The organism is Coprococcus sp. TF11-13, assembly GCF_003481085.1.
Classification (GTDB): domain Bacteria; phylum Bacillota; class Clostridia; order Lachnospirales; family Lachnospiraceae; genus Coprococcus; species Coprococcus aceti.
Window position 1 is genome coordinate 86,790 of the sequence record NZ_QUKK01000007.1, and the last position, 21,415, is coordinate 108,204.

Annotated in this window: 13 protein-coding genes; all 13 read right to left on the reverse strand. The window is 47.2% G+C overall.

The window, feature by feature from the left end; all coding sequences use genetic code 11:
* Positions 1 to 89: 89 nt before the first annotated feature.
* On the reverse strand, positions 90 to 947 hold the full coding sequence (locus tag DXD11_RS11745; protein WP_118758456.1) for a TrmH family RNA methyltransferase: 858 nt from the start codon (positions 945 to 947) through the stop codon (positions 90 to 92).
* Positions 944 to 2,224: an O-acetylhomoserine aminocarboxypropyltransferase/cysteine synthase family protein gene (locus DXD11_RS11750; RefSeq protein ID WP_015534752.1), complete on the reverse strand. Its 1,281-nt coding sequence runs from the start codon at positions 2,222 to 2,224 to the stop codon at positions 944 to 946. Before DXD11_RS11750 ends, DXD11_RS11745 begins: the two co-directional genes overlap by 4 nt.
* Before the next feature lie 21 nt (positions 2,225 to 2,245).
* Positions 2,246 to 6,055 (reverse strand): EAL domain-containing protein, encoded by a 3,810-nt coding sequence (locus DXD11_RS11755; protein WP_117550416.1) that lies wholly within the window; start codon positions 6,053 to 6,055, stop codon positions 2,246 to 2,248.
* 435 nt (positions 6,056 to 6,490) lie between these two features.
* Positions 6,491 to 8,815 carry an alpha-galactosidase gene (locus tag DXD11_RS11760; RefSeq protein ID WP_118758457.1) on the reverse strand — a complete coding sequence of 775 codons (2,325 nt, stop codon included), beginning with the start codon at positions 8,813 to 8,815 and terminating at the stop codon, positions 6,491 to 6,493.
* A gap of 397 nt (positions 8,816 to 9,212) precedes the next feature.
* Positions 9,213 to 10,910, reverse strand: coding sequence for an alpha-glucosidase (locus tag DXD11_RS11765; RefSeq protein ID WP_118758458.1), 1,698 nt, complete (start codon positions 10,908 to 10,910; stop codon positions 9,213 to 9,215).
* 9 nt (positions 10,911 to 10,919) lie between these two features.
* Entirely contained in the window at positions 10,920 to 11,756 is an 837-nt protein-coding gene (locus tag DXD11_RS11770) for a carbohydrate ABC transporter permease (protein ID WP_118758459.1), read from the reverse strand.
* Positions 11,756 to 12,652, reverse strand: coding sequence for a carbohydrate ABC transporter permease (locus tag DXD11_RS11775; protein ID WP_044998090.1), 897 nt, complete (start codon positions 12,650 to 12,652; stop codon positions 11,756 to 11,758). The genes DXD11_RS11770 and DXD11_RS11775 overlap by 1 nt, the downstream gene beginning before the upstream one ends.
* Before the next feature lie 111 nt (positions 12,653 to 12,763).
* Complete coding sequence (locus DXD11_RS11780) at positions 12,764 to 14,242, reverse strand: ABC transporter substrate-binding protein (protein WP_118758460.1); 1,479 nt, start codon at positions 14,240 to 14,242, stop codon at positions 12,764 to 12,766.
* 279 nt (positions 14,243 to 14,521) lie between these two features.
* A complete protein-coding gene (locus DXD11_RS11785) occupies positions 14,522 to 15,583 on the reverse strand; it encodes a LacI family DNA-binding transcriptional regulator (protein WP_118758461.1) in 1,062 nt (353 codons plus the stop codon).
* A 111-nt stretch (positions 15,584 to 15,694) separates the two neighbouring features.
* Complete coding sequence (locus DXD11_RS11790; RefSeq protein WP_118758462.1) at positions 15,695 to 17,185, reverse strand: AAA family ATPase; 1,491 nt, start codon at positions 17,183 to 17,185, stop codon at positions 15,695 to 15,697.
* A gap of 70 nt (positions 17,186 to 17,255) precedes the next feature.
* Positions 17,256 to 18,785: an MATE family efflux transporter gene (locus tag DXD11_RS11795; protein WP_118758463.1), complete on the reverse strand. Its 1,530-nt coding sequence runs from the start codon at positions 18,783 to 18,785 to the stop codon at positions 17,256 to 17,258.
* Positions 18,778 to 19,998, reverse strand: coding sequence for a MalY/PatB family protein (locus DXD11_RS11800; protein ID WP_118758464.1), 1,221 nt, complete (start codon positions 19,996 to 19,998; stop codon positions 18,778 to 18,780). The genes DXD11_RS11795 and DXD11_RS11800 overlap by 8 nt, the downstream gene beginning before the upstream one ends.
* Before the next feature lie 375 nt (positions 19,999 to 20,373).
* Entirely contained in the window at positions 20,374 to 21,231 is an 858-nt protein-coding gene (locus DXD11_RS11805) for a DUF3737 family protein (RefSeq protein WP_118758465.1), read from the reverse strand.
* Positions 21,232 to 21,415 lie beyond the last annotated feature (184 nt).

The following is a 21,415-nucleotide window of genomic DNA, read 5'->3' on the forward strand; positions in this document are numbered from 1 at the left end:
CCTGTCCGTTCACGTCCTGACTATTATAACATATTTTCCATATCCTGTAGATATGTATGCGTATTTTTTGAGGGAGGTTTTTCGACGTTTTACGAGCGTCTGCCAAGTTCCCAGAATGCCACGGCACTGGCTGCAGCCACATTCAGGCTGTCCACTCCGTGATACATTGGTATCTTCACTGTGTAGTCGCTGGAATCTATGGTCTCTGTCTTGAGGCCTTCTCCCTCGGTTCCCAGTATTACTGCAAGTCTGTCGATCTGCTTCAGCTCCGGGTCGTGTATGTCTATCGTGTCATTTCTTAGCGCCATGGATGCCGTCCTGAAGCCCATACTGTGAAGTTGTTCCATCCCAAACTCCGGCCATATGCCATGATCTGCTTTATTGTGTGCAAGACCCAGGGTGTCAAATGTAATATATGTCCACGGTATCTGGAACACCGTTCCCATGCTGACCCTTGCCGCCCTCCTGTAGAGCGGGTCACTGCAGCCCGGCGTGAGCAGTACAGCATCCATCCCAAGTGCCGCCGCACTTCTAAATATCGCTCCCACATTTGTCGGGTTCATCACTTCCTCAAGCACCGCTATTCTGGCTGCATGTTCACACACGCTCTCAACAGACGGCAGCTCTGCCCTCCTCATGGCGCACAGCATCCCCCTTGTCAGGGCAAATCCCGTGAGCTTCGTGAGGACATCAAATGGTGCTGTGTATATCGGTATATCTCCGCACCGCTTTATTATATCCGCGCACTGTCCTTCCACGTGCCTGTCTTCCAATAGAATGGACACTGGCTCGTAACCCGAATCCAGTGCCCTCTCTATGACCTTTGGACTCTCAGCTATGAACAGCCCGGAAGCCGGTTCATATATGTGCGCCAGTTGATTCTCTGACATGCGCGCATATATATCAAGCTCGGGTGCCGAAAGGTCGGTTATATTTATTATTCTCATATCTGTACCTTATCCAGTGCATTTTCAAGATCTGCTATTATGTCTTTTACATTCTCAATGCCCACCGACAGTCTCACAAGATCAGGACTTACTCCTGCCGCCAGAAGCTCCTCGTCATTCATCTGTCTGTGTGTAGCTGATGCAGGATGAAGAACGCATGTATGTGCATCCGCCACATGTGTTGCTATCATCGCAACCTTGAGTTCCTTCATGAAGGCCTCCGCAGCAGCTCTTCCTCCCTTGACGCCAAATGACACAACTCCACATGTGCCGTCCGGCATATACTTCTTAGCACGCTCGTAATACTTGCTGCTCTCAAGTCCAGGATAATTTACCCAAGCTATCTTATCGTGTGCCTCGAGGAACTTCGCAACCGCCAGTGCGTTCTCACAGTGACGTGGCATACGCACGTGAAGCGACTCCAGTCCAAGATTGAGCATGTACGAATTCATAGGTGCAGGTATCGGGCCAAGATCTCTCATAAGCTGTGCCACGATCTTGTTGATATATGCGCCGCCCTGGCCGAACTTCTCTGCGTATACCACTCCGTGATATGACTCATCAGGTGTGGTGAGTCCTGGGAACTTGTCTGCGTGTGCCATCCAGTCGAATTTGCCTGAATCCACGATCGCCCCACCCACGGTTGCATCATGTCCGTCCATGTACTTCGTGGTGGAGTGTGTGACTATGTCTGCGCCCCACTCTATAGGTCTGCAGTTGATCGGTGTGGCAAATGTGTTGTCCACGATGAGTGGTACTCCGTGTGCATGTGCCGCATTTGCAAATCTCTCTATATCGAATACTATGAGTGCCGGATTGGCTATGGTCTCGCCAAACACGGCCTTGGTGTTCGGTCTGAACGCTGCCTCAAGTTCCTCGTCCGAGCAGTCAGGATCCACAAATGTGAATTCCACACCCATTCTCTTCATGGTCACGGCAAAAAGGTTGAAGCTTCCTCCGTATATGGTGGATGATGCCACAACGTGATCTCCCACTCCGGCAATGTTGAATACCGAGAAGAATGTTGCTGCCTGTCCTGACGATGTGAGCACTGCTGCCGATCCCCCCTCCAGGGCACATATCTTGGCTGCCACATAGTCATTTGTCGGATTTGCAAGTCTGGTGTAGAAATATCCGCTCTCCTCAAGGTCAAACAGCTTACCCATATCCTCGCTCGTGTCGTACTTGAACGTTGTGCTCTGTACGATCGGTATCATTCTTGACTCCCCATTCTTAGGCTGGTATCCAGCCTGTATACACATAGTCTCTCTTTCCATTATCCTTTATACTCCTTTGAATTAATAGCGCTCTACTACCTTGCGCTCTATATTCTCATTGTTCAAAATGAACATGTATCTTCCATTCACCAGACGTATGTCCTGCTCTGCCGCGGATATATCTATGTTCAGTGAATTCCTGACAACCACATTCAGATCTGCATTATTGCTGGACAGCATGCCTGTGCCGTCTCTGCTTCCAAGTGCGAAGCACGCCTCGCCCTGAACCGCCAGCCTTGAGTTGGCGTCCGTCATGCGTATGTCTGCTATTCCATGGTCAGATCCCATGGCTATGCACGAATTGCCCTTAAGGTTCATGTCCACATGTGCTCTGCTTATATCTACGCTGCATCCATCTCCGTCCAGGGTTCCGACCGCCACGTATCTGTTGCCCGATCCTCTGAGCGATATGGATGTGTTCTTTATCGCGATATCTGCGTGCTGGCTCACCGAGCCGATGGCGACTCCATTTGCAGCCTCATAGGTTATGTCTATGTCCGCCTGCAGGAGATTCAGATTCACCGGGGTGCTTATGCTTCCAATAGCAACTCCGTTCTCGCCGTTGATATACAGGTCGTATCGGCCCTTCTCTATACGTATATCTCCTCCGAGTCCGGCGCCTATTGCCACTCCGTTCACACCGTTTGTTTCTATATTAATGGCGCCCTCCTGCTTGAACTTCATGACTCCATGCTTTGAATGAATGTCATTGCCTATTCCGTAATAGCTGTTACCGTTGACGCGGACCATTATATCACCATCTCCGATAAATGTCACTCTGGACGACTCCGGTATCTTTATTCCGCCATTCCTGCAGAAATTCTTACCCTCAAGCACGATGTGCAGATCCGTATTCTCACCGCAGTCTATACAAGGCTTGTCGCGGTCGCCCGAGAAGCTTACGTTCTGCAGCACTATGGTTCCGGTGAAACCATCCTTTATCTTGAGTGTCATATTTGACTTGAAGCCCTGTGCGCCGACTATGCGGACATTGTTGTCGCCACCGGCTCTCTGTGCCACAACTATCTCCCTGATTCCCTGGGATGCGAGCTTCAGAAGTGATGCATTTCTCTCATGCTCCATGACAAATATGCTGCTGTTCTCAGCCACCTCTTCCTGTTGGTTGTACTGAACTATCTCATTCACAACCTGTGGGGATATGAGCTGTACTACCTCCGCGTTCGGATGGGCGGTATAGTATCCCTGAATGAGATCCGCACCGAGCTGGATGACGGTCTTCATCTCCTTCGTGGTCTCAACGCCCTCCGCCAGCGCCTTGATGTCGTTGGTCGAGGTGAATTCTATTATATCCTTGACGAAATGCTGTCTGTGTGGGTCTGCATCGATCCCTGTCAGAAGCATTCTGTCTATCTTCACATACTCAGGCATATACCTGAGAAGATTGTTTACATTTGAATAGCCTGCGCCGTAGTCGTCTATAGCGATCTCCATGCCATTTCCTCTGAGGAATGCCTCGAGATCATTCAGTTCCGCATCCGACAGCTCTGCTCCCTCGGTAAATTCTATGACTATGCCTGCACACTGGAGCATCTTCACCTTTGAAAGGAATTCTTTTCTGTCCTGTGCGTTGAGCATATGCCCCGGCATGCTGTTGATAAATACCTTCTTGCCCCTGAACATCTCAGGATTCGATGCCACGATCTCCACGACGTTGAACAGTGTGAGTTTTTCCACATCGTACAGTCTGTTCAGTCTCTCTGCACTCTCCAGAAGCTCAGGGGGTGACATTCTCATAGGAACCAGTATCCTCATAAGTGCCTCGTATGCAAATATGCCTCCGTCACGGGCACTTACTATAGGCTGGAAATGATATGTGAGCATGTTGTTGTCCAGTATCATAGCTACTATCTCATCTCTCTCCAGATCCCTGTTCGTTATCGTCGCTTTGTTGCGTCCCTTGGCATTGTTCTGTTCTTTTATGCGGTTCTTCTGGTTGACCGTATCGTTGATGAGGGTCTCCAGCTCGGCAGATGACTTGACCAGAGCCTTCTTACATCCGTAATATATACCGAGCTCGTAATCGTCCTTTCCGCCACTGTTTGCCGCCTCAAGCTTCTTCTTGAGTTCCTCGGCTATATATTCTCCCCTTGAGATATCGCCACTCTTTGCCACTGTGGCTATGACGAACTCGTCATTTCCCATCCTCATGGATATCTCGTATGGGGTAAGTATCTCATTTATCGACTGGGCAACATAGCTTAGGACTCTGTCACCCTCTGTTCTTCCGTAATTGCTGTTTATCTGGCGTGTATTCTTCAGATCCACCGCCAACACAAGTATCTCAGACTTCTCTTCAGCGGCCTGGATTATCATGTCATTTGCCCTGCCTATGAAGCCTCTGTAGTTGTACATTCCGGTGAGACCGTCTCTTATCTGATCCGCCTCAAGCTTGTTTAGAAGTACATTGAGTCCCTGATGTCTTGCAAATGACTCCATGTCCCTGGCAACCGTCTTGATCCAGGATCTGTATACATCTTCGTACACCCTCGGCTCTGCACCGTAGTTCACCACTGCATAGCCAAAGCTTCTGTCCTGGAAGAACAATGGTGTAAATATGAACGCTGTAGGATAATCCCTGTCCTCGTACAGCTCCGGCAACAGCTTCGCAGACTCGAATACGTCGTCGTAGCGTATGTGTCTCTCTTCTTTTTCATCCGGGCCGCACTTTATCAGTCTGTATACATGATCTGTGTAACCATGGCGAAGTGCCTCATCACCGGTCATGACCTCCGGATTTCTCCAGTAGTCGTTCAGGCACAGATGGAAGCTCTCAAATGGTCTTATCTGGTACACGTATTCCGACACGGTGTCAAAGAATGACTCCACGCTCGTCTGCGCCACAAGGTCATCCGCCATGTTGTTGAAGCAAGAGTAGAAGCCGGTCTCTGAGAGGTCTGTCTCCCATTTGTCTCTTCTGATCCTGACTGTCTCTCGTTCCCAGCCCTCACAGCCACAGGTTCCACCTATGTACAGCTCCACATTGGACTTGAATTCCGGTACGTCATGTCCGTTGAGCTTTGCATCTATATATTTCATACAGTAGTGCCCGCAGTCATCCGCCGGTATGTCCGCAGATGTGATCGGAACAGGACTGTTTCTTCCGTCTTCTATGGAGTCATAGCCCACCACGGCTATGTCCTCGGGAACTCTTATTCCATATCTGTCAAATGCGGTGCACACTCCGATGGCCATACAGTCATTTGCACATACGATGGCATCCGGCAGATGCTCCATATCCTTCACAAGCTCGTCCACCATGTAGTCGCCGCTGTCGTACCAGTATGTTCCATAATATATCATGTCGTCCGTAACCGGCAGGTTGTGCGCCTTCATGCTGTCTATGTAACCGGCGAGTCGCTGCTTGGAGTGTATGTGCTCCTTGAGTCCGCCCAGGAAATATATGTTCTTGTGGCCGTGAACCTCTATAAGGTGATCCACGAGTTTTACTATAGGGGTATAATGATCCATCATGACCGTTGGGAATATGTTATTCTCTTTGTCGACTACCACTACCACACCATTTGCAAATTCTGACTGCAGGCGCTTCTCCAGCTTTTCTACGACTCCCGGAGTCTGTATGGTGTCCTGACACAATACCACAGCATCAAAAAGGTTAAAATTAATAAGGTTGTAGATGTTTGAATCTCCAACCTCCCTGTCTGTTGAATCCTGGTACTTCAAAAACATGGAAAATATGCAGACATCGTAATTCATATCATATGCCTGCTTCAGAAATCCCTGCATGAAGCGATTCTGTGTACTCTCTTCAACCTGTGCTGTTATAACGCATATTCTCTTCCTGTTGCTCATCTGATCATCCCCAACTGCATTTTTTAAACATTCTTTATGCAATTATATCATGTTTGCAGGCTAAAAAAAACCTTATTTATGCAATTTGACAAATGCCATAGTTTCTATCTACATTTTTAGTCTATTTTTCACCTCAAGCGCCGTGCGAGTGGTTGCAAGGCCTCCACGCGCAGTCTCCTTCAGTGTATCGGACATGTCTGCACCGATACACACCTTCACCCCCTGCCGTGTGTGAGCTCGACGGTCCAACCATTACAAGCCCCATTATGTCAAATATATTCATACTGTGTTTTCTCCTCCGATTTACGCAGGCACATCTTAACTGTCTTTTTTCTTTTTCTGCCCGAAAAAGCAGGAAAGCGTACAAAATCCAAAAATCTTGTACGCTTTCTATTATTTTGGACTATATCCAGGAAAATTTTTTCGCAAACCCGCTTACTCTGCCTTGAGCACATAGAGTCTGGAATCATAGTCTCCGCAAGGCATATCCTCTCCGACTATCTCTCCCGCCGATGTGTCGCTGGTGATGAGTCCGAGGTTCATCAGCTCATCGCCATAGCATGAAGGGCCTGCGATGACATTGACTGCAGAATCCTCTCCTTTGTCTCCTGACACTTTCTCATATATCAGCTTTCCATCCGGTGTCTTGCTCACTGTGAGTGCCTGTCCTCCGAGCACATTGCAGCTATATAACGCATCCGGATCAAGACCGTGAAGCTTCATTCTTGTGAAACATTTGTTAGGTGTGTAGAGCGTTCTGAACCACGCAACTATGGCGGTCTTCTTATCGTCTGACACGACCATCCAGCCGCACTCCTCATCTTCAAATGGACTTGCAAGTCTGTAGAATGTTCCGTACTGGATCAGCTCACGGTATACCTTCATGAACCTGACCTGCTCCTTGACTTCCTCTATCTCATCAGCGGTAAGCTTGCCTAGATCCAGCTCATAGCCAAATGTTCCGAAGTATGCAGCATTTGCACGGGTTCTCAGCGGAGCCTCTCGCCTTGTCTGGTGATTTGGCACAACCGACACGTGGCTTCCCATGCTGCTGATCGGGTAACACATGGACGTTCCATACTGGATCTTGACTCTCTCTATGGCATCCGTGTCATCGCTTGTCCAGCCCTGTGGTGCATAGTAGAGGATACCCGGATCAAAACGTCCGCCGCCGCTGGCACATGACTCAAAGAGTACATGTGGAAATGTGCTCGTAAGTCTCTCATACAGATCGTACACACCAAGTATGTATCTGTGGAACACCTCGCCCTGTCTGTCAGCCGGAAGAGCCGCACTATAACACTCGGTGATACTTCTGTTCATATCCCACTTCACATATGACACCTTTGCCGTGCTGAGTATCTTTGCCATCATCTCATATATTCTGTCAACGACCTCTTTTCTGGAGAAATCCAGAACGTACTGGAATCTTCCGTGTGAGTCATGTCTTCCTGGAACTGAAAGTATCCAGTCTGGGTGCTCTCTGTAGAGGTCTGAGTCTTTATTTGTCATCTCAGGCTCGAACCACAGTCCGAACTTCAGACCTACCTTCTCTATATCCTCTGCAATTCCTGTGATTCCCTCCGGGAGTCTGTCTGGATTTGCAACCCAGTCTCCAAGACCTGCATGGTCTGTGGTTCTGGCTCCAAACCAGCCGTCGTCAAGGACAAACAGCTCAACTCCGCACTCCTTTGCCTTCTGTGCGATGGCTATGAGCTTCTCTCTGGTGAAATCAAAATATGTAGCCTCCCAGTTGTTGATGAGAATCGGTCTTGGCTTGTCTCTCCACTCGCCTCTCGCAAGTCTCTTCTGGTACAGCTTGTGGAATGTCTGGCTCATCTTGTTGAGTCCCTGGTCTGAATACACAATAACTGCCTCAGGAGTCTGGAAATGCTCTCCTACATCGAGCTTCCAGTCAAATGTATCCGGATTTATTCCGGCCAGAATACGGGCTGTATTTCTCGTGTCAACCTCAGCCTGTATCTTAAAATTGCCGCTGTATACAAGGCTTATTCCAATCGCCTCTCCCTGGTTCTCGTCCGTTGTCTCTCTCTTCAATGCGATGAACGGATTGTGCTCATGGGATGAATGACCACGGTTGCTGCCTATCGACTGTAAGCCCTGCTCGAGGTCTCTTGTTATTATGTGGCGCTCCCTTGCCCATGCGCCCGAGAGCTGCATCCACTGGTAATCAGGATCAGGGAGATCCAGGCACATGCTGTAAGCAGTGGTGAGATGTACCGCCTCTGTGCCTTCATTTACATACTCTACGCTCTTTGCTATGACTGGTCTGTCGCTCCATATTGTATAAAGCATTCTCGCCTTTATGCCTGTGAGTGAATCCTTCAATGTGACGATCAATGTCTCTGCCTCGTCATCATTCTCTGTGTATGTTGCCGGCAGTGCCTCAAGCTTTGGCTTGCCCGCATTTACCTCATGTGATACATATACAAAATCTGATATCCTGCTGCCATTTGACTGAAGTACCTCAACCATCGGTGCTCTGTAGTCTGTGGTTCCGTACACAGGAAGCTCCTGCTTCACTGACTCAAGTGAGAACAGTCTGTCATCGTCATATACATACTGGAACATAGGTCTCTGGACGAGCTCCAACAGATGTGAGAAATCCTCTCTGTCCCTTATCGCCTTACCATAGTACAGATTTCCCAGATGTCCGTTCGGGAGCACCGTCATGATGTAGCTTATCTCACCATTTGTAAGGTGAAATGTCTGTGTCTCTTCGTGAAATATAATACCCATAAGTGTATCTCCTTTTCTCCATTTATTTGTCTGAGCAGACAACCTCCGTTACGCCTGTACACTGCGCACCCTCTGCTCTTAAATCTCATGTCTGACTGCTTTTTATACAGCTATTTTAATATCTGGGTATTATATTTTATATGGAAAAAAGTTGACCAAATATGGCACTGCTGATGGTTAAGTTGGGGGATTATTCTGAACTGTGAATACGCTTTGAACATTAAGACATATCTTGCATTTAATGATCCATTCACTTTGTCTATAGATTTGAGCAAAGTATCCAAAAAGTATCCAAAAAGTATACAGACAATAAAAAAAGCCTGAATACTGATACCAGACCAACTGTAATTTTCAATCAGTCTCCACCAATATTCAGGCTTTTTCTGCCAGCTCCGGCCTACACCGCGTACACCACAGTCTCATAAGGTCTGAGCGTACCATCATAATCCGCATAATTACCCATAAGCACATCCGCAGTCTCAGGAATTGCATAGCCCACATCCTTACCGGTCATGTTGACAACAACATATACCGATCTGTCTGCGCTTTCTGCATTTGCTCCAGTTCCACATGCACACTCAATCTGAACCGGCTTGCGCCTGTACACTATGATTCCTGCATTATCCGTCTCCACATCCTCCAGGTCTCCGTAGATGAGAGTCTGTGTGTACTCTGAGTGATTTCTGAGCTGTATCATCGCCTTATAAAAGTTAAGCACAGAATCCTTATCAACGCTCTCAAGCTCCACCGTCTGGAGGTCACACTGATTGTTGCATGCCAGCCATGGCTCATGCGCTGAAAATCCAAAGTTTTTTTCGCTGTTCCACTGCATTGGAAGTCTTGACTGGTCGCGGCTCCTTATATTTACGGATTTCATCGCCTCAGTCTCACTGTATCCGGCTTCAAGGCATCTCGCATACTGTCCCTTGGAATTGATATCGTCGAGCTCATCTATATTGTCAAAATGAGTGTTGATCATTCCAAGCTCCTGTCCCTGATATACAAATGGCGTACCCTTCAGGAAGAAGAACAACGCGCCAAGCGCCTTTGCCATCTGTGTCCTGTATTCAGGAATATCACCAGCTGGGAAGTACTTGCCTATACTTCTAGGCTGATCGTGGTTTTCCAGGTAATTCGCCGCCCATCCAATCTTTTTCACGAGTCTCTGATTGGTGAACAGCTTGTCCTTGAACTCCTCTATCGTCCAGTCTCTCTGGTGCAGCCAGAGATCGCCCGGATTGATATCTATGTCTGTGTAGCTGAAGTCAAATATCATGGAGAAATGTCCATCTCTTCCAATGTATTTGTCCAAATCCTTACTTGGAACTCCAGGAGTCTCTGCGACAGTCACAAAGTCTCCTCTGCCATATGTGTTAAGCTTTAACTCGTGAAGGAACTCATCTATTCCCGGCCTGTTGAGGCAGCATTTGCCAACATCGCATCTGCCGTCCTCGCCGTCTGACGGCATAGGCGGGAATGAGAGGTCTTTCTTGATAAATGTGATGGCATCCATTCGGAATCCGGCAACTCCCTTGTCGAGCCACCAGTTCATCATGTCGTAGAGCTCCTGTCTCATCTCCTCACATTCCCAGTTGAGATCCGGCTGCTCCTTCGCAAATGAATGGAAATACCAGCTGCCATCCTCAATCTGTGTCCATGTGCTTCCACCGAAATTAGATCTGAGATCTGCAAGTCCATCTATGTTGTCCTTAAATATATAGTAATTTCTGTATTTGCTGTGTCTGTCCCGGCACGCCTCCTGGAACCATCTGTGCTGGTCTGATGTGTGATTGATGACCATGTCCATGATGATCTTGATGCCATTTTCATTTGCACATCTTATAAGTTCATCCGCATCCTCTATGGTTCCAAACTCAGGATTCACATCGTAGTAATCCGATATGTCATATCCGTTGTCCTTCATAGGCGACTTGAAGAATGGACATATCCACACAGCGGTCACGCCAAGTTCTTTGAGGTACGGCAATTTCTCGGTTATCCCCTTCAGATCTCCTATGCCGTCTCCGTTGCTATCATAGAAGCTTCTAGGGTATATCTGGTAAAATACCGCCTCTTTCCACCATTTTTTGTCCATATTTTATGTTTATCCTTTCACAGCTCCGGCTGAAATTCCCTCGATGATATTCTTCTGAAGAATGATGAATATGATCACAATAGGGATGATACAGAGAAGTACTGCAGGGAAGATGAGCTCCCATGGATTTCCGTACTGTCCTGACAGACTCTTTGCATAGTATAAGCTCAGCGTGAGCGTCTTTTTGTCGTTATTTCCTATTACGAGGAATGGAAGAAGGTAATCGTTCCATATCCACACTGCATTTGTGATGACAACTGTCATGGTCGTCGGCTTTAAGAGCGGCATGACCACATATCTGTATATCTGGAATATATTTGCTCCATCGAGCATGGCTGCCTCCTCAAGTGACAGCGGAATACTCTTGATGAATCCTCTGTACAGCAGAACCGACATACTGATTCCAAAGCCTCCGTACATGAGGATCAGACCCGGTGTGTTCTTGAGTCCCAGCTTGTCCATAAGTGATACCAATGGGTACATAACTGACTGGAAAGGTATGAGCATGGCTGCTGTGTACGCGATGAAGAGTATATTTGCCACTTTGGAATCTGTTCTGGCAATTGCCCATGCGGCAAATGAAGATATGAACACGATAAGTGCCACAGCTGCAACTGTTATGAGTACTGTCTGAAGCAGGCTGCTGCCGAGATTTATCTGCTCAGCCGCATTCTTCAGATAGTCCAGATTCCACGACTTCGGGAGAGCTATTGGAGATGTTACTATCTCCTGCTGTCCCTTGAATGAATTGACGATCAGGAACCATATCGGGAATATGGTCACGATTGCCAATACAGCGAGTATAACCACTATGATTGCTCTTTTGATCTTGCCTTTTACTCCCATTATGATTCGATCTCCTTTCTCTTAGTGATCATTACCTGAGCTATAGATATAACTGCAATGATAACGAAGAATATAACTGCCTGTGCCTGCGCCTCTCCGTATGCCGGAGGAGAGCTCTCTCTTACCGTTTTCAGTATCATGTAGGATATCATGGTCGTTCCGAAATTGCCCTCTGTCAGTGAAACATTGAGGTCGAGCATCTTGAAGCTGTTTGCCAGTGACATGAAGAGAACTATCGTAAATGAAGGCATGAGAAGCGGAAGTGTGATCTTCCTGAAGCTTGTCCAGCCTGTGGCTCCATCTATTCTGGCAGCCTCATAAATATCCTCAGAAATATTGTTGAGTCCGTTGAGGTAGATTATCAGGTAGTAACCTGCAACCTGCCATACTCCGACAATGGCATATGCCAGAAGTGCCTTCCACTGATTCTGAAGCATGTTGTTGAGCACCTCTACATGTACCACGCCATCTGTTCCAAACAGTGTCTGTGAAAATACATTTTCAAATATGAAACGCCATACATAACCCATGGCAAGCATTCCAAGTACATACGGAAGGAACAGTACCGTTCTGAAAAGTCCCTTGCCCTTGGTGAGCTTCTTGATCATGAGTGCCAGAAGAAGACTGACAACATTCTGTGCTATTACTGCAAGTACAGCATATATGGCCGTGTATCCAAGTGACTGAAGGAAATCCTTTGACTTGAATATGCTTGTATAATTCTTAAGTCCCACCAGTGCGTTCCACCAGTGCTCCCCACCTACGAAGTATGAACCTCTCCACTCAGTGAAGGAGTAGATCACACCCTCTATAAAAGGAACTATGATAACCAGCAGAAACAACACTATAGAAGGCAGAACCATAAACCAGAATTTTCTTTTGTAAAATCTTTTCATAGTTTTTCCTTTCCTACATTTAGCACCAGCCTGATCTGATCTGAACCGTATCCGGTCAAGGCTGGTGCTGCCTGTCAGATTCCCATCGGGAATCTGACATATCTTAAACTACTACTCCTTGATACTGTCCTTCCACTTTGTCAGTGCATCTTCCACACCTGTTCTTATAGTGTTCTCATCCCACTGATCAGGATTTGTAAACAACTGCTCCTGAATAGTTGCACCGATGGTATTGAGTCCCCATGACTCAGGGAATGCATCGAAGTCATTGCCCATTACAAGGTCATTGCTCATATAGTATACAAGTGAATTGCTGAGAGGATTCTCAAGCTTCTCGCTCTCGTCTGCGTTGAATGGGACAAATGCAAATTTGTTGGTGATGTAATCTTTTCCTGTATCTGATGTGTAGAGCCATACAAGGAAGTCCTCAGCGGCTTTCTGCTCCTCTTCGGAATCCTTCTTGTTGATAACGTAATACTGTGAAACGAACTCAGGGATTGAGCTGTTCATCTTGTCAACTGTAACGCCCTCAGCTGAGATGTCACTCTGCTCAAGGTTAACCTTCATTGGGAGCATTGTGAGTCTTGATGCCTTGTCTGCATCCACACCTGCGATGGTTCCGTATACCCAGTTACCCTGCTTGATGAACATTGCCTTACCCTCGGCAAATGTCTGAACTGCCTGATCATATCCTGTCACTGTTGAGTTGATGTACTCTGATCCACGCTCTACCTTGCCGCTTGGTCCTGCTGTGTAGCTTGAAAGCATGTCAAGCTCCTGAACCATCTTTACAAGTGGCTCCTCAAGCTTATCAACATCTTCCTTTGTAGCTGCTGCCGTTGTATTGTAGTTAGGGAACACTGCATTCAGTGCGTAGTTTGTATAGTGGTTTGCATATGTCCACTTCTCAGCGCCTGCGATTGCAAACACTCCGTTCATGTTCTCTGTTGTGGCTGTCTTGTCCTTTGCCGTGGTGTATGCATTGCCTGAAAGTGTAACCTTCTCGCCACCCTTGCCGTTTATGTAATCATCAATTGCCTTGATCATGCCTGTGAACTCTTCATAATTGGCACTTCTGTAATCAGCGACAAATGCGTCTGCGTTGTCAAGTCCAAATACATCACATATCATCTGTGTATCTGCGATAAGTCCGTAACCCTCTACGTTGTAAGGGATTCCGCAGCTTGCTCCGCTCTCATCTGCGAGCTGCATGCTCTCTGGAATTGAATCGTAGATTGACTTTAACTCCTCATTCTTTACTGATGTTGATGGAAGTACAAATCCGCCCTCATTCCACTCTGTGAACTGTGCCTGGTTTATCGCGTACAGTGTAGGATAGTTCTTGGAATTCATCTCTGATCTGAGTGTCTCCATGGCCTCCTGTGTACCACATGTGTAAACCTTAACCTTAACTCCTGTCTCTGTCTCATAATCCTTGCACAGATCCTGGATGCTGTCTGCAATCTCAGACTTTGTGTTGTAAATATACAGATCGTAATCCTTCTTTGCTGAACCACATCCTGTCATAGATGCAAGTCCCAGCATCATAGCTGCTGAAAGCGCACATGCTACTAATTTCTTTGCTCTCATAACCTTTTCTCCTTTTCTTGCTTTGAATTTTCCCTCTTGTTAATTCTCGCTATCATTCATATTGTTCCGATAAAACACATTTCATAAGCGCTTAAATGAAACATGTTTCATTTGTCCTAAGATTATCATATGAAACATGTTTCGTCAATAGGGGATTTATAGATTTTTGTATTTTGTGCTCTTAGTAAGTTTCTTATGTTTTGTATCCACATAAAAAGAAGTTCATGATTTTTGAGTGGCACCTCATTTTCTCTTCATGAACTTCTTTTCGTAATCATACTATAAAGTTGTATCGCCTTTTTCTACGCTCACCGGAAGTAGTATAAGATTTCCGTCTATATGTGTGTTTCTCTCTTTTGCGCTGTCTATCTGATCTGCGGTTGCACTTTCAACCTGTCCTTCGGCATCATCTTCCTCCTCCGGTCCGTCGATCATCTCCATAAGCTGGCGTACTGCCTCCTGGGCGATCTCCTTGTACGGCTGATGTATCGATGTGAGCCTTGTCGTGCTGGCGTTGGTTATGTACGTTCCGTCGTATGCCACGATCGCCAGGTCATCAGGAATCTTTTTGCCTATGGCAAGTGCCGCCTTGAGGAATGCTATCGCCGGCATGTCTGCGGCAAATATTCCGTCCACGTCAGGATACTCCTCCAGTATGCATTTTGCCATCTCAAAGTATCCCTGGAAATCAAAGTCATTCCACTGAACAGGAACCCTTCTGGATTTTATCCCATTCTCGGCAAGGACTCTATCTAGTTCCTCATGGCACTCAAATGACATGATATTCTTGTCAGTCCTGATTCCGGATATATGGATGACGTATTTGCATCCACTGTTTATGAATTCCCGGGCAGCAAGCTGTCCACCCATCTTATGGTCAGACACTACGACAGGGAATTTGTTTCCCACCATGTAATCCAGCATGACCATAGGCTTGTCTATCCTCTGATATTCCTTTGCTGTGCTTGTGGTTGTTCCGCATATGATTCCGTCCACGATATTGGACTTTAACAGCTTGAAACACTCCTTCTCCCTCTGCTTGTCATCGGATGTGGAAAAAAGCATGAATTTATACTTTTTCTCATAAAGTATCTTTTCAATCTCCGATGCCAGTGATGAGAACCATGGGTGCTGTATATTTGGAACCAACATCGCAATGGAATTGGACCTGCCCTTGAACATGCCGCGCGCAAGCTCATTTGGAACATAATCCAGTTTCTTCATCGCATCTTCTATCTTCTTCTGAGTCTCGGGTTCAACTTTTGCCGTGCCGTTGATAAGTCTTGACACTGTACATATTGCAACCCCGGCCTCCTTTGCAACATCTCTTATACTTGCCATTTATAAATATACTCTCCTTATGAATTTCAGACTGTAGTCCATGAAACTTGTTTCATAAGAAGAGTATACCATAATACTTTCTGTAATGTAAATTGTGTAATATGACGATAATCAGCTCAAAAGCTCCTCTATCATAGCTCCGTCAAATGTCACGCTCTGAACGTGATTTACCTCGATCTGGTAAAGCGCATGTGCAACTATGTGCTCTGCAGCCTGCTCTATATCTCTGATTCCAGTCACACCATCGCACTTCCTGATGACCGCATCCACGCCGTCTGGAAGGATGATGCACTCGCTCCCTTCAAGTCCGATGCGCTTGAGCACCTTCGGCAGAACAAATTTGTTGAATATCTCCTTCTTCTCATCCGGGGTGTAATCCGGTATGTCTATGACAGCAAATCTCGACATGATAGGCTTGCTGATGTTCTCCTTATCATTTGCCGTTGCTATAGGGTATACACCGTTTGTCGGGATCATGCACTCCATGTAGTTGTCGGTGAATCCCAGGTTGTCCAGCAGTGTCAGCAGTACATCCGCAGGATTGCCGTTGCCCTTGCCGGAGTTGGCCTTATCCAGCTCGTTGATGATGAATACAAGGTTAGACTCGCCCGCCTGTGAAAATGCCTCCATGATGATTCCCGGCTTGGCATTGGAATACACTCTTGAGCTTCCTGTCAGCTGCTCCGGATCATTGATGGAACTCATGTCAAGGGTCGTCCATGGAAGTCTCAGTATTCTTGCAACCGCATATGCTATCTGTGACTTTCCTGTTCCGGCAGGTCCGCAGAGCAGAAGTCCGTATGCTGGAAGTGTATGTGTACGATTGATCTGGATGATCGTCTCGATGATCCTCTGCTTGACCTTCTCCATTCCGTAGAGTTCTTCGTCCAGTATCCTTCTCGCCTCATCTGGATCTATCGCCTCAAAATAATTGCTCTTCCACCTGATGTTCATCGCCATGGAGAGTGCTCTCTGCGCGTGGCGTCTCTCCTCAGGGGATACCTCGCTGGATCTGGCAACCGCAAGATTTCTTCTCGCCCACAGTCTTATATTGTCAGGGAGCGTTCTTCCGGCACAGTGCATGAAATCAATGATACTCTGCATGCTTGTGAGCTTCATGTCATCACCAAGTGCCTCCTCCTCTTCTTCCTCCTCGGATTTCTCTTCTTCTGAAGGGGCATCGCTGGAAAGAAGTCTCTCTATCATAAACTGAAGGAATCCGTCATTTGCCGACAGCTTTGCCCCGCCGCCAAACTCGGTCTCCCTTATCTTGTACACCGCATAGCCCTCCGGTCTGTTCTCTCCCGACAGACGGACATTGATGTGATTCTCACCGAGCCATTTGAGAAGGCTTACAAATCTCGCATCTATCTTCATTATGTCGGCGGACTGAACTCCGTCCACCTCGTCAAATTCAAATGCTGTCCTTTTGATCGGATTTGTGAACTTTCCGCTGGAGTGGTGCGCCCACTTCCTGGCCGAGTTCTCCAGGAGCATTATCGGTTTCTCTGCTGTGGCTGTTCTTTCCGATGACTGAAATGTCTCATATGTAACTATGTTCTTATTCTTGTTGTCACTTCCGCTGAAATCAAATACTGGCATATTTTCCTCCCTGTTTAATGGTGTTTTATTGCAAGTTTAATCATACCTTGCAATTATAAAACATCATATTTTATTTTTCTTCAAACACCCGCATCCATCTTTCCCGTTTAAGCCTTGTGGTGAACAGGATTCCCCTGAAACAGAGCTCCACGCACATGGCGATCCATACACCATAGAGTCCCACCCTCGGTGCAAATATAGCTGCAAGCGGTATCCGCACACACCACATACTGGCAAAGTTCATGCAGCTTGGTACCAGAGTGTCCCCGGCTCCCCTGAGTGCCCCCGATGCAACTATGGATGCGGCGTAAAATGGTTCGGCAAATGCCTCTATCCTCAGCACTGCCGCACCTAGATTTCTTATCTCTTCGTTCGGTGTCAGCACACCTATCATGGCCGGAGCTGCTATGTACATGAGGACTCCGCCAATGGTCATAACCGACACACCTAATCCCATTGTAATCCATGCCATTCTTCTGGACAACTGTTTTTGTCCGGCTCCCACGCATTGTCCCACAAGTGTGGTTGATGCCGCCTGTACTCCGTAGCCCGGCATGTAGCAGAAGCTCTCCGCAGTAACTGCAAATGAGTTGGCTGCGATGGCTATCGTTCCGAGCGGTGACACGATCTTTGTAGACATGACGTACGCTGAGCACATGACCATCTGCTCAAGCCCCACCGGCGCTCCTATCTTTACTGCTTTGACAAGTATATCCCTGTGAAATCTTAAGTGTTCGCCCTTTCTTAAGTGAAGTGTCCTGTTCTTCCAAAGAAGTGCTGTGACCATGATGGCACAGGTGACCGCCTCAGCCGTGATGGTTCCGAGCGCCGCACCTGCAACGCCAAGTCCAAGTCCCGGCATGGTAAATGTCAGTCCATTCATCGAGGTTTCAGACTGCACAAGTGTTGACAAATGGGAACCAAAGGCTCCTGCCTGAACCGTTTCTGCCATCTGAGAACCAACCAGCCTTACGCTGGATAAAAACGGAATACTTAAATTTACAATTCTTGTCGGAAATATAAAGAACAAATTAAAAATCACATCCATCACACAGCACATGACATTCAGTATGCCTGGTAGTCTCATATTTCCGGAGCTCTGGTGCATGCCGCCCGCTATGCTGTTCATCTGCAGAGCGGGAAGTCCCAGCATATACACAAGGAAATACTGGCTTGCCATCTTCTGTATAGCAGCTTCACCGCCGAGCCATCTCGGAAGCGGTGTGCTTATAAGTGCTGCAACGAGTGCGAGCAGGGCGCTTATGCACATGGCTATTATGAGTCCCTGTTTCATGATATTTCTGGCAGATTTATCCTCACCGGCGCCCACAGCCTGGGCTATCTGCACAGTAAATCCTGTAGTCACTGCAATGCACAGCCCACCAAACAGCCATGTCGTGGACGAGACAAGTCCGATGGCTCCCGATGCATTTGCACCGAGACGCCCCACCATGGATGCATCGATGTACTGCATGACAATGGACGAGATCTGGGCAAGGATCGCCGGAATACTGAGCCTGACCGTAAGTCCTATCTGCTGGGATGCGGTCATGGACTTTCCAGATATCATGTCCTTCAGCAAGTTTTCACTGCTACTCATCTATATCTCCTTTTTTAGCCGCATTGTCTATGTTTACCGTCTCTGCGTTCATTTTTCTGAATGCCGTGGTTCCCTCGGCAAGTCTCTTCATGCCCTCTTCCACGATCGACCTTGGACATGCGATGTTAAGTCTGATAAATGCCTTTCCGTTCTTACCATATGAAAGTCCCGGCGACATATAGAGTCCGGTGTTCTTCCTGATAAATGCTGAAAGCTGTTTTGCGTTGTCAGTTATCTTACTGCAGTCAAGCCAGAGAAGGTATGTGGCCTCCGAATACACCACCTTTATACCCGGCACTTTTTCATCTATAAACTTCCTGACATACTGCTTGTTCTCATACAGATACTGCCTGAGACTGTCCAGCCACTCGCCACCATTTGTAAATGCTGCTATCGCCGCATCCACCGCAAATGCATTTGGCTCGGCTACTTCATCTGTGTTCAGGCCTCTCCACATCTTGTGTCTCAGGAATTTATCCGGAACCACAATGGCCGCAGTCTGGATTCCGGCTATGTTGAAGGTCTTTGTCGGCGCAATACAGGTCACGCTTATATCCCTGCATGTGTCAGATGCCGTGGCAAATGGCACATACTCCTTTCCAGGATCGGTGAGATCGCAGTGTATCTCATCCGAGATGACCGTCACACCATACTTTGCGCATAGCTCTCCCACATGGGCAAGTGTCTCCTTATCCCAGATCTTCCCCGCAGGATTCTGTGGATTGCAGAGTATCATGAGGCTGGTCTGTGGATCTGCAAGCTTTGCCTCAAGATCCTCAAAGTCCATGGCATATCCCTCGCCGTCGTATTTCAGAGGGCTTTCCAATATATTTCGCCCATTGTTGTATATAGAATTAAAGAAAATATTGTAGACAGGGGTCTGCACTACAACATTCTCTGCAGGTGTAGTGAGCTTTCTCACCGCCGTTGATATGGCTGGGATGACTCCGGAGCAGAACACCAGCCAATCCCTGTCTATCGCAAATCCGTGTCTGCTGCCCCACCAGTTCACGTAGGCATCTGCCCACTCGTCCGGGATGATGGAATATCCGAATATTCCGTGCTCAACCCGGGCTGCCAGTGCCTCCCTGATGCACGGAGCCGTCTGAAAGTCCATGTCTGCCACCCACATTGGCAGTTCATTTTTCGGCACGTCCCACTTCAGGGAGCCTGTGCCGCGTCTGTCTATAACCTTGTCAAAATCAAACTTCATGTTTATCCCTCCACTTCATGGAGAGATTCCGCGGCTGCTGTGGCAAACGGCTGGCACATATAGAGTGCTCCATCACGTTCGTCTTCCCTCGCCTTGCTTTGCTTCTATCTGCACTGCGCTCTGCAAGCGATAAGTGCGTTGCTTGCGCCGCTCCGGCAAGAAGCAGCAATGCTCAGTCGACTTCACTACCAATTGAGCACTCTATATGTGCCAACTCGTTTCACCACAGCAGCCGCGGAATCTCATTTACGTTATGATATGCCACCATGTATTTATCATCATTCTACGTAAAAATTATTATATTTCTCTTATTTATATTATCATATGCTGTCACACGTATGGGTGATGTTTTGCCGTGAATCCCTGTGCTTTAATTTAGTCCTGTACTATTATTTTCGTCTTTGACGGATCTACTTTGTCTTTTTCTATTATCAGGTTGTCAATGTGCTGGGCTTTGATGGTTCCTGATGTCGGGTTCATGACACTGTCTATCTTGCTGCAGATGTCGGCATCCACTGTTGAATATTCAAATGCAAGTGTTGTGTTGATGAGCTTGCAGTTCCTCATTACAAGGTTGTCGATGTAGCACATGCCCTGAAGGCTCTCGATGGTGCAGTTCACCAGGGTGAGGTTCTTTGCGTTCCAGCCAAGATACTCGCCCGATATGAATGAATCATATACGGTCACGTTCTCTGTGTTCCAGAATGCATCCTTTGAAAGCAGATTGGAGTTTCTTATCTCCACATTCCTGCATCCGTCAAATGAATAGTTTCCGTCAAGCTTCAGGTCGTCTATCTTCATATTATTGCTGTTCATGGCAAAATAGTCGCCCTTTGCTGTCACGTGGTCCATTGTCACGTCATCGCAGCTCCACAGTGTCTCCTCCGCATGGGTGAATGTCACATCCGTAAGCTCCAGACCTTTACATCTGCGGAAGTTCTTTGGCGCCTGGATGAGTGCCCGCCTCACCGCGATATTATCAGTGTACCAGACTCCGGCTCTCGCCATCTCAAACCAGTGGCAATCCTCCGCAACAATGTTCTTGCTGTACCACAGCGGATACTTCCATTTGAACATGCTGCCGTACAGATTTATGCCGCGGCTCTCCTTAAGCGGAGACTCGCCGTCGTCAAATATCGTATCATATATATCGAGATTTTTTCCCATGAAAAGAGCTCTCTCACCTGTCAGAAACTCCTGTCTTATGATTTTCTTTTCTTCTTTCTTATCCATCTCGTTCATCTTCCTTTTGTATATTCTCTATTATATTATTGGCCTATTATCACCATGTTATCACTTCTGGCAAATGCGAATATGACTGAGCTTATGACCACCATGAGTGGCAGTGCATACAGTAATATATTTATTACCTGAGATTTGCTATATTAACAGACTTATCCTCTTAAATTAAGGGATT

Coding starts and splice junctions, on each gene's coding strand:
- DXD11_RS11805 (WP_118758465.1), bottom strand. CDS start 21,231: ATGGATAAGAAAGAAGAAAAGAAAATCATAAGACAGGAGTTTCTGACA.
- DXD11_RS11800 (WP_118758464.1), bottom strand. CDS start 19,998: ATGAAGTTTGATTTTGACAAGGTTATAGACAGACGCGGCACAGGCTCC.
- DXD11_RS11765 (WP_118758458.1), bottom strand. CDS start 10,910: ATGGACAAAAAATGGTGGAAAGAGGCGGTATTTTACCAGATATACCCT.
- DXD11_RS11775 (WP_044998090.1), bottom strand. CDS start 12,652: ATGAAAAGATTTTACAAAAGAAAATTCTGGTTTATGGTTCTGCCTTCT.
- DXD11_RS11780 (WP_118758460.1), bottom strand. CDS start 14,242: ATGAGAGCAAAGAAATTAGTAGCATGTGCGCTTTCAGCAGCTATGATG.
- DXD11_RS11750 (WP_015534752.1), bottom strand. CDS start 2,224: ATGGAAAGAGAGACTATGTGTATACAGGCTGGATACCAGCCTAAGAAT.
- DXD11_RS11745 (WP_118758456.1), bottom strand. CDS start 947: ATGAGAATAATAAATATAACCGACCTTTCGGCACCCGAGCTTGATATA.
- DXD11_RS11760 (WP_118758457.1), bottom strand. CDS start 8,815: ATGGGTATTATATTTCACGAAGAGACACAGACATTTCACCTTACAAAT.
- DXD11_RS11795 (WP_118758463.1), bottom strand. CDS start 18,785: ATGAGTAGCAGTGAAAACTTGCTGAAGGACATGATATCTGGAAAGTCC.
- DXD11_RS11785 (WP_118758461.1), bottom strand. CDS start 15,583: ATGGCAAGTATAAGAGATGTTGCAAAGGAGGCCGGGGTTGCAATATGT.
- DXD11_RS11770 (WP_118758459.1), bottom strand. CDS start 11,756: ATGGGAGTAAAAGGCAAGATCAAAAGAGCAATCATAGTGGTTATACTC.
- DXD11_RS11755 (WP_117550416.1), bottom strand. CDS start 6,055: ATGAGCAACAGGAAGAGAATATGCGTTATAACAGCACAGGTTGAAGAG.
- DXD11_RS11790 (WP_118758462.1), bottom strand. CDS start 17,185: ATGCCAGTATTTGATTTCAGCGGAAGTGACAACAAGAATAAGAACATA.